The 13,219-nt window shown below is 52.7% G+C and carries 14 protein-coding genes; 4 read left to right on the top strand and 10 right to left on the bottom strand.

Annotation, left to right across the window (positions count from 1 at the left end; genetic code table 11):
• Positions 1–86: 86 nt before the first annotated feature.
• Genes AAA927_RS04560 through AAA927_RS04550 form a run of 3 tightly spaced genes read right to left on the bottom strand, consistent with a single transcriptional unit; the run spans position 87 to position 3,678 of the window.
• Positions 87–1,259, bottom strand: a complete 1,173-nt coding sequence (locus AAA927_RS04560; protein ID WP_338216153.1) for a hydroxymethylglutaryl-CoA synthase — start codon at positions 1,257–1,259, stop codon at positions 87–89.
• Complete coding sequence (locus tag AAA927_RS04555; protein WP_338216152.1) at positions 1,256–2,503, bottom strand: hydroxymethylglutaryl-coenzyme A reductase family protein; 1,248 nt, start codon at positions 2,501–2,503, stop codon at positions 1,256–1,258. The genes AAA927_RS04560 and AAA927_RS04555 overlap by 4 nt, the downstream gene beginning before the upstream one ends.
• Complete coding sequence (locus tag AAA927_RS04550) at positions 2,500–3,678, bottom strand: acetyl-CoA C-acetyltransferase (protein WP_338216151.1); 1,179 nt, start codon at positions 3,676–3,678, stop codon at positions 2,500–2,502. The genes AAA927_RS04555 and AAA927_RS04550 overlap by 4 nt, the downstream gene beginning before the upstream one ends.
• A 147-nt stretch (positions 3,679–3,825) precedes the next feature.
• Here AAA927_RS04550 and AAA927_RS04545 point away from each other — a divergent pair, with 147 nt between their 5' ends.
• The gene (locus AAA927_RS04545) at positions 3,826–4,119 is read left to right on the top strand and encodes a hypothetical protein (protein ID WP_338216150.1); all 294 of its coding nucleotides are present in this window, start codon (positions 3,826–3,828) and stop codon (positions 4,117–4,119) included.
• Here the strand turns inward: AAA927_RS04545 and AAA927_RS04540 are convergent.
• Positions 4,112–4,933 carry a sugar phosphate isomerase/epimerase family protein gene (locus AAA927_RS04540; protein ID WP_338216149.1) on the bottom strand — a complete coding sequence of 274 codons (822 nt, stop codon included), beginning with the start codon at positions 4,931–4,933 and terminating at the stop codon, positions 4,112–4,114. The genes AAA927_RS04545 and AAA927_RS04540 overlap by 8 nt on opposite strands.
• Positions 4,934–4,951: 18 nt before the next feature.
• A complete protein-coding gene (locus AAA927_RS04535) occupies positions 4,952–5,512 on the bottom strand; it encodes a restriction endonuclease (protein ID WP_338216406.1) in 561 nt (186 codons plus the stop codon).
• Between the two features lie 157 nt (positions 5,513–5,669).
• Between AAA927_RS04535 and AAA927_RS04530 the strand changes: the two genes are divergently transcribed.
• Together AAA927_RS04530 and AAA927_RS04525 are read left to right on the top strand one after the other, a co-directional pair.
• Complete coding sequence (locus tag AAA927_RS04530) at positions 5,670–6,488, top strand: aldose epimerase family protein (RefSeq protein WP_338216148.1); 819 nt, start codon at positions 5,670–5,672, stop codon at positions 6,486–6,488.
• A gap of 11 nt (positions 6,489–6,499) precedes the next feature.
• The gene (locus AAA927_RS04525; protein WP_338216147.1) at positions 6,500–6,661 is read left to right on the top strand and encodes a hypothetical protein; all 162 of its coding nucleotides are present in this window, start codon (positions 6,500–6,502) and stop codon (positions 6,659–6,661) included.
• Between the two features lie 70 nt (positions 6,662–6,731).
• Here the strand turns inward: AAA927_RS04525 and AAA927_RS04520 are convergent, their stop codons facing one another.
• Positions 6,732–7,766 carry an LCP family protein gene (locus AAA927_RS04520; RefSeq protein ID WP_338216146.1) on the bottom strand — a complete coding sequence of 345 codons (1,035 nt, stop codon included), beginning with the start codon at positions 7,764–7,766 and terminating at the stop codon, positions 6,732–6,734.
• 194 nt (positions 7,767–7,960) lie between these two features.
• Positions 7,961–8,866 carry a UTP--glucose-1-phosphate uridylyltransferase GalU gene (galU, locus tag AAA927_RS04515; protein ID WP_338216145.1) on the bottom strand — a complete coding sequence of 302 codons (906 nt, stop codon included), beginning with the start codon at positions 8,864–8,866 and terminating at the stop codon, positions 7,961–7,963.
• 226 nt (positions 8,867–9,092) lie between these two features.
• Here galU and AAA927_RS04510 point away from each other — a divergent pair, with 226 nt between their 5' ends.
• Positions 9,093–9,809: an IspD/TarI family cytidylyltransferase gene (locus AAA927_RS04510; RefSeq protein ID WP_338216144.1), complete on the top strand. Its 717-nt coding sequence runs from the start codon at positions 9,093–9,095 to the stop codon at positions 9,807–9,809.
• Positions 9,810–9,946: 137 nt separating this feature from the next.
• Here the strand turns inward: AAA927_RS04510 and AAA927_RS04505 are convergent, their stop codons facing one another.
• The 3 genes from AAA927_RS04505 to AAA927_RS04495 all read right to left on the bottom strand — a co-directional run bounded on the left by AAA927_RS04505 (position 9,947) and on the right by AAA927_RS04495 (position 13,098).
• Positions 9,947–10,483 carry a hypothetical protein gene (locus AAA927_RS04505; RefSeq protein WP_338216142.1) on the bottom strand — a complete coding sequence of 179 codons (537 nt, stop codon included), beginning with the start codon at positions 10,481–10,483 and terminating at the stop codon, positions 9,947–9,949.
• 11 nt (positions 10,484–10,494) lie between these two features.
• Positions 10,495–12,090 carry a C39 family peptidase gene (locus AAA927_RS04500; protein ID WP_338216141.1) on the bottom strand — a complete coding sequence of 532 codons (1,596 nt, stop codon included), beginning with the start codon at positions 12,088–12,090 and terminating at the stop codon, positions 10,495–10,497.
• Between the two features lie 480 nt (positions 12,091–12,570).
• The gene (locus AAA927_RS04495; RefSeq protein ID WP_338216139.1) at positions 12,571–13,098 is read right to left on the bottom strand and encodes a C39 family peptidase; all 528 of its coding nucleotides are present in this window, start codon (positions 13,096–13,098) and stop codon (positions 12,571–12,573) included.
• Positions 13,099–13,219: the final 121 nt, after the last annotated feature.

The raw sequence follows: 13,219 nt of genomic DNA, 5'->3' as shown, positions 1-13,219 counted from the left end.
CTAACTAATTCCAATGTAGCACAAGCCTTATGATGACGCCTAACAAAGCGCTCCCACGCAAAAAGCCTCGCCGCAGCGAGACTTGGTTAAGCGTTCGGATTCAATTGATACTGCCGTTCTTGTCCCTGCACGCCAGTCAGCACGAATGGGCCGGCATAGTAGGCAGGATTGCTTTGGTAATCAGCCTTGGCGTATGGCACGGCGTCATTAAACACCGCCTCATACTCGGTAATCGACAGCTGCCGGCGCTCATCAAGCAGTTCAGCATGCGCAGCGGGCCTTAGAGCCTGCTCATAGCCTGGCACCAACTCGGCAGAGAAGAACTCGCCCACTGCGCCGGAGCCGTAGGAGAAGAGTCCCAGCCGACTGCCAGCCGGTAAATGATCCAGCTCGAGCAGCGACAACAGCCCCAGGTACAGCGAGCCGGTATAGATATTGCCAATCCGCCGACTGTACTGAATGCTCTGGTCAAAATGCTTCAGTAGCGCCGCCTGCTTGGTCGCATCGACACTTGGCAACACTTGCCGCAGGGCTTTGAGGCCCATTTTCGTGTAAGGCAAGTGGAAAGTCAGCGCGGTGAAATCGTTCAGCGTCAGGCCGGTTTCAGCCTGGTACTGTTGCCAAACGAGGTCAAAAAAGCGCAGATATTGCTCAGTGGAGTACTTTCCGCGGGCCAGCGCCTGGTCCGTGTACACCGGCCGCCAGAAATCGCCGATATCTTCGGCATGCACGACGGAATCGTCATTGATCACCAGAATCCGGGGATCAGCCTTGACCAGCATCGCCACCGCTCCGGCACCTTGGGTTACTTCACCGGCTGTGCCCAGCCCGTAGCGCGCCACGTCCGCCGCTATCACCAGCGCCTGCTTCTTCGGATGCGCAGCGACATAATCGCGCGCCATCATCAACCCAGCGGTACCACCGTAGCAGGCTTCCTTAATTTCAAGCGCCCGCACATGTGCCGGCAGGCCAAGCAAGCGAATAATCTGCAACGCGCCCGCCTTGCTGGCATCCACGCCGCTTTCAGTGCCCAGCACCACTAGACCTAACTGCTCGCGGTCAATTGCGCCAAGCAAGCTTTGAGCGGCAGCAGCGCCCATGGTCACCGCATCTTGGCTGCTTGGGGCGACAGCTTGCTGGTCCTGGCCGATGCCGATGGTGAACTTGTCAGGGTCCACGCTGCGCGCGGTGGCCAGTTCGCGTAAGTCGATAAAAAAGTCCGGCGTGTCCAGGCCGATTTGGTCGATGCCAATTTTCACTGGTTTTTCCCCGCTTTCGTTCTTAGCTGTGTCAGTAGCTGCTTGGCCGCCGCCAGTTCTTTGCGCTTGCCTTGAAGGGCCGCAGCCACCTGCGTAATTTCCTCGCCTTGCGCGCCAGCCGCCATCGCCAACGCGTTGGCCTGCAGCGCCATGTGACCGGCTTGAATGCCAGGCCCAGCCAAAGCCCGCAGCGCGGCCAGGTTCTGAACCAGGCCCAACGCCGCCAAGGCTTCTTGCAGCGTGGCCACCGTCTGGAACCCACCCAGCCGCAGTGTGACCGCCGCCAACGGCAAGGCGCTAATGGCGCCGCCTACCACGCCAACCGGGAGCGGCAGGCTAATTTGCCCCTGTAATTGGCCGTCGACCAACCTCCAGGTGCTAAGCGGCCGGCCTTGACTGTAAGCACTCACCGCTGCGGCCACGGCGCGGGTGTCGTTGCCAGTCGCCAGCACCGCCGCTTCAATGCCATTCATGATGCCTTTGTTATGCGTCGCGGCCCGCTCAGGATCCACCTGCGCCAGGTCGCTTAACGCGGCAATGCGGCGGGCAATCACGGCGCCAGCCTCGTGCTTGGTGGCTAGGGTCGCCGGAGCCAGCGTCACGGTCGCCGTGGTCAGCTGGGCACTGGCGTTGGTCAAAATCGCCACCAATGATGGCTGATCCAGCCACGCGCCGGCCGCGGCCGCCACTGCTTCAGCAATGGTGTTGCTGATATTGGCGCCCATCGCCTGGCTCGGATCGATTACCAGGCGCAGTTTCAAAAATCGGTCCACCACCGTGGTCGTGACCTGCTTCAGACCGCCGCCGCGCTTCACAATGGACGGGTGTGCCGCCTCCGCCACTTGAAAAAGCTCCGCTTCATGCGCCTTGAGCACACCCTGGGCCGCAGTTAAATCTGAGAGGTCAGCGAAGACCACTTCCGCCACCACGCGATGCGGCGCGGCAGTGGCTTTGACGCCGCCATTTAGGCCGGCAAGGCGGGCGCCGTTGCTGGCAGCGGCGACCACTGACGGTTCTTCAGTAGCCATCGCCACCTGACGCATGATCCCGTTGACTGGCAAATCGCGCACCAGCCCCAGGGGCAAGCTAAATTGCCCAATTTGATTTTCGCTCAGATGACTGGCCACGTCATCAGGTAGCGCCGTGGCTTGTTGCAGCAGGGCAGCGTCTTCAGGACTCAAACTGCCTTCTGCTACCAGTTGTTGCAGGCGCTCGCCGGTTGTCAGTTCATAGAACTTGGTCATGGCCGGCTCACCTGCATGGCCACGCCGATGCCGCCGCCAACGCACAGCGCCGCGATCCCGGTTTGGGCTTCACGCGCGCGCAACGCGTACAGCAAAGTCGTCAGCACCCGGGCCCCAGACGCCCCAAGCGGATGGCCTAACGCAATCGCCCCGCCGTTGACGTTCAGTTTGCTTTGATCAAGCTCTAGTTCCTTAGCCACCGCGATGCTTTGGGCGGCAAATGCCTCGTTGATTTCAATCAGGTCAATGCCGTTCATTGCGGTTGCTGTCCGCTTCAGCAGCTTTTCAATCACGCGTTTCGGGGCGTAGCCCATGAAGTTCGGATCGATGCCGCCTTCGTTGTAGCCATCAATCACGGCCAAATACGGTAGCCCTTGCGCATCTGCCAAATCCTTGCGCATCAAAATCAAGGCCGCGGCGCCATCATTGATCCCACTCGCATTCCCTGCCGTTACCGTACCTTCAGGTTTAAAGGCTGGCTTCAGCTTACCAAGTTTGGTCAGGTCGGTATCTGGCCGCAGACCTTCATCCGCCGCCACCACAATATCCCCTTTACGCGTAGTCACCGTGACCGGTGTAATTTCAGCATCAAAAGCACCGGCTTGCTGCGCTGACACCGCTTTTTGGTGCGACGCCAAGGCAAACCGGTCCTGCTGCTCGCGGGTGACGCTGAATTGCTCCGCCACGTTCTCGGCGGTGACGCCCATCGGCAGGCCCGTGAAGGCATCAGAAAGACCGTCTCGGGCCAAACCATCCACGAAGGTCACATCCCCGAACTTATGGCCAAAGCGCTGCTGCGGGGCATAAAATGGCGCCTGGCTCATGTTCTCGGTCCCGCCTACCAACACGGCATCGGCGTCCCCTAGCAAAATTGCGCTCTGCCCCAGACGCACCGCCTTGAGCCCTGAGCCACACACTTCATTGATGGTCATCGCAGTGCTATCCGTGGTCAGGCCCGCCTTGAGGGCGATTTGCCGGGCCACGTTCTGCCCTGAATTGGCTTGCAATACATTACCAAAAATCGCCTGGTCGAGCCGCTCTGGGGCAATGCCGGCGCGCTGAATGGCCGCTTTGGCCGCAATGGCGCCCAGTTCCACTGCCGACACCCCGGCCAACGCCCCGCCGAATTTGCCGATGGGGGTGCGGGCGGCACTGAGAATGACAACTTCCGTCATGGTTTCCCTCCTGCTGAAAACAGCGCCACGCGCTGTCTAATCTTGGACATTATTATACCGTGTTGGCGCCGCCGGAAGCTTTGCCCTTAAGAAATCTTACAATTTAGCACCTATCAGGTATGATAGAGCTAGAAAGAAGGTGGCCACATGCGCGTGATTGATTTACTCGCCTTGATGCAAGACTACAACCGCAAAACTAATGTCCAGCTCCGCACTGCCGCCGGCAACGCCACCGTGGCCAAAATCCACACTGCTGAACACCAAGAACAGCCGCAACTGATTTTGGTGCCAGGCCCAGGCAGGGCCCTCCAGCTGTGGGAGTTTGCCGTACTGCTGGACCAAAAAGACCGTCGGCTGCGTTATCTCTATATCCAAGATGACGCCGCTTTGCGGCCTGTGTTTGGTTTTCAAGAAGTCGCCGGGGTGCTAGTAGTTAACTGAGCCGCTGCGCCACCTGCTTGAGGTAGGTGTGGCTCGCTAGCATTTCGCGGCAGTCTGTTTGATCGCTTAAATTGATTTCGTAAATACTGCTGGCGCTCGGATTCAGGACTGGTAATACCCGAGCCCAATCAACACGGCCGGTCCCCAGGGGCAGACTATCATGCGTCTGACCCATGGAATCCACCAGATGGTAATGGCGAATCAGCGGCGCCAGGCGCTTCAGACTCGCTACCAAGGCGTCATTGTTCCCATGCAAATAAATGAAGGCATGGCTGATATCATACGCCAGCGGCAAGCGTAGCGCCAGCAATTGGGCTTCCATCGCCGCATCCCCGAAGGCGCAAATCGGGCTGATGCTATTTTCAAACACCACATGCCCTGCCGCCTCGGCATTCAGCTCACACATCCGCCCCAGCACCACGGCTTGGGCTTGAGCTAAGCTCGGCCAATCGCCGATGAAATCATAGCCTTTTTGATTATAGCCACCATGCACTAGCGTCAGGCCGTCAACCTGCTTGCTCAACGCAATGAGCCGCCTGGCCGTGGTCATCACAAAGGCATACTGCTCAGGGTGCAGCGCCTGATTGACGCATAGTTCATTGCGCTTATCCTGATACCGCATCGGGTGATGGAACACGATGCGCGCCCCGCTGGCTTGCACCCGCGCCACTTGCACTTCCAGATTGGCCCACCCGGCAGCGGTGAAGTCTTCCGGCGTCAGGAAAAATTCAAACACTTGCGGCTGGTGTTGCAGCCGGTCCGTCACCTGCTGCGCCGTCGTGCCGGCTTTTAAGCCTAAAATCGGTGAGAACACACGCTTACTTCCTTTCGCTTAGCTTGGTAGCCGCCGCATCAATCGCTTCAAACGCGGCCGGTCAATTAAGGTCACGCCTAGCTGCTCGGCCAGTTCCTTGGCGGCATCGGTGAATTCCGAATTTGTCAGCACCATCGCCTCATCGAGCTTGTAGAAAGCTTGACCGCTCCAAGCCTCTTGCACCGCCTTGTTGCCGACTTGACCGGTGTAGCGCTTGCACTGGAACCCCACCTGCTTTTTCTTTTTGACGCCGATAATGTCGATGCCTTGGTCGCCTGAGGCCTTGGTGGTTTGCAAATGCTTGAAGCCATTGCGCTTAAGCAGGTAGACGCAAAATTGTTCGAATTCCTCGCCTTCCATGGCATCCACATTCTCCAACTGGAGATCCCTGAAGTGAAAATGCCGCCGGTAAATCAAGGCCGCATTAATCGCGGCCCAGGCCACAATGGCGGCAAAAGCCACCAAGTCGAGCTGCTGCTGCCAAGTATGCAAATAGCCCCGCCCGAAGAAGGCGTAGACCAGCGCCAACCCAAACAGCACGGTCAGCCACCAGTACAGCCGCCTCATGAACCCCTGCAGTTTTTCCTTCAGTACTTTCAACCAATCACCTTTTCCTCTTAGTCCTATCTATCCTACCAAACCCGCGCCGCGCAGGACACCGCGCGGGCCGGATTTTCATTGAATCTTAGGCTTCGGTTCGGTACGATTGAAGCGGATATGGAAGGAAGCGCTCACAGTGAAAATTACCTCAAAAGTCTTTTACCGCGTTAACGACGAAAAAATTATGCAGTATTCGCTGCAAAATGATCATGACATGACCCTGAACTTCATTACCTTCGGTGCCCGGGTGCAGCAAGTGCGCCTGCCCAATCGCGCTGGGATGAATCCCAACCTGACCATTGGCTTCATCACTTTTCAGGATTACGCCGAAGACAGTGAACTCTTCGGCGCCACCATCGGCCCGATTGCCGGCGCAAACGGCGACCAGCCGCTAAATTCTGGCCGCACCGGCTGGCAAAACTGGAACTGGGACGCCGAAACCGAAGAAGCCGAAGACCATGTGAGCGTCAAATTCTCCCTTCAGCTCGGAGATGGTCAAGACGGCCTGCCCGGCAGCCGCGCCGTGGCCTTGGTCCACACGCTGGACAATCGCAACCGCTGGACCATTGATTGGCACATCGAAACGGACACCAAAGTGCAGCTGCGGCCCAAACTCAACGTCGCCTATGCTTTAACCGGTGATCCAGCCCAAAGCGTCATGGATCAGCGCCTTCGCCTCGACGCCGAGCCGGTGCCCCTGCCGGCCAAAACCCTCAGCACCGAAGCGACCATGGCAACCTTGACCGCGAATGATTGGGCACTCAGTATCAACACCGAAGGCCCTGGTCTGGTAGTGGACACCTTCGCGCATCTGAATGAGCAGAACTATTTCAATGGCATCACCGGCGCCCCGCACACCGCCGTTGCCATTCGGCCAGTCACGCCGCTGTTCACCTTGATGCCAGGCGCCCCGTTTGAACGGCGCACCACCGTGACCTTGCACGCCTTGGCGTAGGAGGTTAGCGGATGAGTGTGATGATGCAAGCAGGACTGGCGTTAGTGGCAGTGGTGGTGCTGACGGCGATTGTGTGGCGAGTAGTGCCGAAAGGACGGCTTAGGACGGGGCTGGGGCTGATTTCGGCAGTGATGGTGGTGGTGCTGATTGCGGTGCTGATAAAGCCATCCTGAAATAGGCAGAAATGAAAAAACGCTGAGCTGATCAGATTTGACCAGCTCAGCGTTTATGATTCAGTGGGATTTAGTAAAGAAGATAACGCGGATTGCTGTCGCTATTCCAGTTGAATCCATTTTGTGCATTAAGCGCATTTTCCTTGGTGTTGTAGTTGTCCAGTGTCGTACTCGACAACCCAAGCTCACCACGGGCCAGATTGGAGACCCGCTGCAACTCAGCAGTTGACGGAACTTGGTAAGAAGCCGCGTTGATGGTGGCGCCAAGACCCATCAGTCTGTCAGTCTTCACTGTCTTAAATGAGGAGCGATAGCTATTGGCAATGCGTACCAACTCATCAAAACTCAGATTGGTTTTAAGATTTGCGGACATCGACGCCATCAGATCTGAGTAGTTGCTTAAACTCTTCGCCGATAGAGCCTGTTTCGCAATTGAAGCAATGATTTCCTGCTGCCTCTGCTGTCGACCATAGTCACCTTGTGGATCTTGATGCCGCATTCGAGCATAGGCCAAGGCTTGCTGCCCGTTCAGATGAGCAGGACCCTTCGTAAAACTGCCGTGAGCGGATGCATCCGACCATGAGAACTTGACATTAACATCAACCCCGCCGACCGCATTCACAATCTGCTCCAATCCGCTCATGTTCACCAAGGCATAGTAGTTGATTGGAACGTTAACGAGGGTGGTAACAGCGTCGACCGCACCTTTGACATCGTTGTAAGTATACTGAGCATTAATTTTAGTTGAGCCAGTATAGATTTCACTTTCAACGTGGCTTAGTGTATCGCGCGGGATACTAATCATTGTGGTTCGCTTTACCTTCGGATTAACAGTGACAAGAATCATTGTATCCGTCCTGCCCTTTTCACTGCGTCCAAGCGCTCCTGTATCAGTGCCAAGAAGAAGGGCAGTGAAAGGTTTACGTTCTGCTAAGTTGACATATTTTTTCTTGACGACTTTATTGTCATAGGTTTTATGGGCAGCCATCTTCGTTTGTGAAAATAACCGAACACCATAGCTACCAGCAAGAAACAACAAAGTCAAAAAAAGCAAGAAAATGACTTTCAACAGCGGGTGAATTTTTCTTTGTGGCCTCTGTCTCATGACTACCCCTCAACCTTCATACCTGATAACTGAAGTTTACTCGATAACGAGCCAAAAACGAATAGGTTAATACAAATATTAATTTTCTCTGACATCACCAATATGAAAAAAGTCCGCTCCAAGTAGAGTGGACTGTGAGAAATTCAAAAATATGAGTGGGGACTATTAAAAATCTGACTGAAGAGGAACAAAGATTATTTATGCTTTTTATCAGTGGAATCGGCCTTAATACGCTCTGCAAGGTTGAGAATATAGCTTCGCAGTTTGTCCTTCACTTCAGGATGCGTCAACCCATACTCAATGGTTGTTTCGACAAACCCAAACTTATTTCCGACATCAAAGCGCTGTCCTGTAAACTCATGAGCAAAAACACGCTGGGTTCGGTTTAGGGTATCGATTGCATCGGTCAACTGAACTTCGTTTCCTTTGCCAGGTTTTTGATGGTCCAAAATATCAAAAATTTCCGGAGTTAGCAGATACCTACCAATGATGGCAAGATCGCTGGGAGCATCTTTGATAGCCGGCTTTTCGACAAATTTTTTGACATTGTATAATCCAGGCCGGATTTCTGATTCAGGATCGATGACCCCATATTCAGAGACTTGTTCGTGAGGAACTCGCTTAACTGCCAGAATGGAGGAATGGGTGTGCTCGTATTCCTCAATCAGTTGCTTGGTTAGTGGCTCTGCATCCATCATTAAATCATCACCAAGCATAACAACAAAAGGCTCATCATTAATGAAAGACTTGGCCAACCTCACCGCATCTCCAAGACCGTTAGGATAAGGCTGACGCACAAAAAACAAATTGACGCCAATATTCGTCGTGGAAGTAACTAAATTGAGCATCTCCGTTTTACCCTTTGCTTCGAGGTTCTGCTCTAACTCGGGAGCAGAGTCGAAATGATCCTCAATCGACCGTTTATTCTTTCCTTCAATGATGAGAACGTCTTCAATGCCGCTAGCTTTAGCTTCCTCAACGATGAATTGTATCGTTGGCTTGTCGACAATCGGAAGCATTTCTTTCGCCAACGCCTTTGTGGCCGGTAAAAATCGAGTCCCCAAACCCGCTGCCGGAATAACTGCCTTTCTAACTTTCATTTTGCTTGTCTCCTCTTCACTATTCTTGTCTACCATCGTATTATACTCGGCCCTGGCACTTCAATAAAATCAGAATTTAATAACTAATGTCCCTCGAATGACCAAAGAGTATACCGGAATCACCATGCATCACAAACCTTAAAAATTCCACACAAGCTAAGCAACCGGGCAAAATAGGTTATAATGGAATCAAAACAACGCGTCTTTTACTCAGGAGGTATATCACGTGAATATTGCAGTCATTATTGCTGGCGGTTCAGGGCATCGAATGGGCCAGGAAATTCCTAAACAGTTTATCAATGTGTATGATAAACCGGTTCTTGTCTACACCCTGGAAAGCTTTCAAAAACATCCTCAAATTGACGCCATCGAAGTCGTATGTATCGATGGTTGGCAGAATGTTGTCGAAGCCTACGCACGGCAATTTAACATCACAAAACTTAAGTGGATTGTTACAGGCGGAGAGAGTGGCCAGGAGTCTATTCGAAATGGTGTTTACAACTTGGAAGACAAAGCGGCTGATGATGATACCATCATCATTCACGATGGCGTCCGTCCCCTTGTCGACGCAGATGTCTTAACAGATGTTATCGTGAAAGCTCAGAAATATGGTAATGCGGTCACATCAATGCCTTATAATGAGCAAATATTCGTGATTGATGATGAAATTTCAACAACAAAATACATCCCACGGGAGACACTTCGCCGGGTTTCCACGCCTCAGGCCTATAAATTCAAAAAACTTGATTGGGCATACCATGAAGCCTTCAAAAAAGGCATCGGTATTCACGGCTCTTCTTACACAAACACCATGATGGTTGAGCTCGGTGAAAGATTGTACTTCGCGGCCGGATCAGATATGAATATCAAACTAACAACCAAAGAGAATCTTGAAATGTTTAAAGCCTATCTGGGACTTGACAAAGATAGCTGGCTTAAATAATTGACTGAAAAAAGGCTTAGGAATGCGATATTTCTACCGGAATGCCTCCGACGAGAGATACGAACACATCGCTATTAAGTGCCTTCAAACCAGAAAATCCTGAGTCAATTGACTCAGGATTTTTTGAGATATGCTCGCTATTCGGTTACCGTCTTGAGGGCTTCATCAGTCACCTGCGTCTGAACAACCACACTTCCGTCAGGATTGAGCAAACGTACTTGGAATTGAACGCCCGGCTCTTGCTTGCGGGCTTGCTCAACCGCAGGTGCGACACCCTTCACCAGTACGGTCTTCAAAACGCCGAGATCGACATCCGCCATTTTCTCCTTTAGAGTCATGGTCACAACCAGAGTATTAGGTGACATAACAGTCACAATCCCTTTGGCATAGGTATCACCGGCGTTGGCCCGCCACGTGTCAATGGCTGCTTGCGTCGCGGGAACTAGCTTACTCAGGGCACTGGAAGATGCGGCCTGCGCGGTTGAAGATTGATCAGTGGCCTTGCTGCTGCTCTTGCTGCTTTGCGTGCCACTTTTGGCGTTACTTTTTTGGGGTTCACTACTGGTCTGCTTTGCGCTTTGCGTTCTGGTCCCAGAGTGTCCAATACCACAACCAGCCAGCGTCAAGACCATTAACCCACTTAAAATGCCCATAAACCACTTATGCTTTTTCATGTTACCTCCTGTTACGATCCGATGTACATGTCACCATAGTAGACAACTGCAGCCGAAGCTCCCTTGTTCCGGTTGCCTGCTAACCAGGAAAGTTTTCCCCAGATTTCAGAGACCTTGTGTCGACCACTAAAAATCAGGCCATTCCAAGGATCACTGACATTGGTGTAACCGCCAGCGGAGTATCCCGACAAGACAACGATATGCCGCACGCTGCTCCCGACGTTTAAACACACAGTGGCGGGATAGCCCATTGCAAGGCACTTGGACAGCTCCCCTGCGGAGCCCATCACATGCCAGTTGATGCCAAAGTGCTCTGCAACCATTGTCATATCAGATTCAAGCGAGCCGGGACCACCCTTGTCGAAGGTACCATGGGCGTACGAGTAATCTGCAGCCATCGTTGGCGTCACCGCAGTTCCAAAACCCGAGATAATCATCGCGATTGATGCCTGACCACAACCGGTGGGACCAAATTTATAACCCCCATAACTCTTACTAGACCATTGCTTATCAAGTTGACTGTAATACTTGAGGGAAAATGTCTTAGTATATTTTTTACTTTCGATATCATAGTACTTCAACTGGCCATTAACTGAGCGCCAACCCGAAGTTTTCTTAATGAAACTATTCGCAGTCGAACCCGGCGCAGCCGCCCCTTTAGGGACTAGTTTCACCCGAATTGCTTCCAGTCTGAGCTCTAACCCTGTAGTGCCTGCGTATTGACCGTTTTTTGTCCAGCCCATCCAACCTTTATTTTGGACAAATGCTTGGTACCAGACGTTGAAGTACTTACTGATAGCCCCCGTTCCCGATACAGCGAACGCTTCCTGGCGAAGGCCAAGACCAGTAGTCCCGGCCTGTTCACCCTCCGACACTGAAGGCATCCAGCCCTTGAATTGAACGTGGGCTTGGTAACTCAAGCCACCGGTTAAGCCTTCTCCCAATTCACTGGCAGAAATCTTCATGGCTTCCATCTGCAGCGAACGCCCCATGGTTCCAGCTACCTGCCCCGCCGCCTGGGCAGCTCCCCAGCCAATATTTTTGGTGTGAGCCTGATATGAAAGGGTTGGCATATTTAGTACCTTAAACGCAACCGAGTCGGCCGCAGTTGGCGCGAGCTGGCCATGCTTGACCAGGACGACTTCAATGGCTTCCATGCGCCAGTTCATCCCGATGCTGCCTGCGATTTCATTGTCCTTCGCATATGCTGTCCAACCAATATTCTGAGTGTGCACGCGGTAATAAATTGAGTAGTCGTCGGCCAGCTGTCCCGTGAGATGAATGCGGATTGCCTCCATCTGTAAACTTTTGCCAACCGTTCCTGCAGTGGCAGCATTACCAACCTCGCTTTGCCAACCAACATTGTGGACATGAGCGCTATATGCAATACCACCAGTCATCCCCTCGGGCAACTGTCCAACCGAGAGCCTAATTGCCTCCATCCGGAGATTCTGCCCAGTGGTTCCGGACATGGCCCCGTCTACCACGGTCGGCAACCAACCCTTATTCTGAACTTGCGTCGTGTAACGCACAACCGGTTCTGGTTCTGCTGGAACCTCGTTGTTCTGAGTCGATGCGGGCACTTCTGTTTGCTTAGTTTTAGCCACGCTTGAGGTACTGCTTTCACTCGTCACTCCCGCCCTAGAATGACTCTGTGCTGAAGTATCAGCCCCTGACGGCTGAGGCGACGTGGTACTATCGGCTTTCGTTGTCGAGGGCGCGGCCATTGCCGGTATTCCCATACCCAACACCAAAGCAACGCTAGCCAGTACAAGTATTTTTTTCCTCATAGTCTCCCCCATACCTAACCAATTGATAGACAATTTAAACAGAATTTTACACCATGAATTTGATTAAAAAAAGAGAACTAATCCCTCAAATTTTCCTTTGTTAGGTCTCTTGGGCCCTTTTTCACGATCTCGCTGCTAGATTTACATGTCATCGCATTAAAATATTTACAAATTCAAATATTTAAAATTCACCACTAACAGCCAGATAGAAATCATGTACCAAGCCTACACGTCTCATCCCGTCAAGCCAAAATAGCTAAACTCGTGTTCTGATGTTTTACCGCTGTTAGAAGGCAGTTATTTGCCGATGTAGACGACTGCAGCTGAAGCTCCCTTGTTTCGATTGTCCGCTTTCCAAGAGAGCTTGTGCCACACTTCCGCCACCGTATGCCGACCGCTAAACAACAACCCGCTCCATGGATCACTGACATTGGTATAGCCGCCAGCAGCATAGCCAGACAAAACAACAATATGGCGAACGCCGCCACCGAGATCCAGGCACACCGTCGCGGGGTATCCCATTGCCAGATACTTGGAAAGCTCGCCTGCGGAACCCATCACGTGCCAGTTCACCCCGTAGTGATCAGCGACCATCGTCAGATCTGACTCTGCGGAACCGACCTCCCCATGGTTGTCAAAGGACCCATATTTGTGAGAATAATCCGCCGCCATGTTCGGGGTGACACGCTTTCCAAAGCCTGAAATGATCATCGCAATCGAAGCCTGACCACAACCGGTCTTACCAAAGTTATAGCTACCGTACTGCTTACCAGCCCAACGCTTGTCCAGCTGACTGTAGTACGAGACTTTAAAAGTCTTCCTCAATTTTCAAGTCAAGTGCAACGATGATAACGAATTCTTGATAGTGGTCTAGGCTGTTACGCCATGCATCGGTAGTAATCGCATGGGCGAAGATAGTTCAGAATACGTCTGGGACGATGGTTCA

The organism is Lacticaseibacillus salsurivasis (genome assembly GCF_036246225.1).
In the GTDB taxonomy this organism is placed as follows: Bacteria; Bacillota; Bacilli; order Lactobacillales; family Lactobacillaceae; genus Lacticaseibacillus; species Lacticaseibacillus salsurivasis.
Note: the sequence above shows the minus strand (reverse complement) of the source record. Positions and strands in the feature narration are given on the sequence as shown.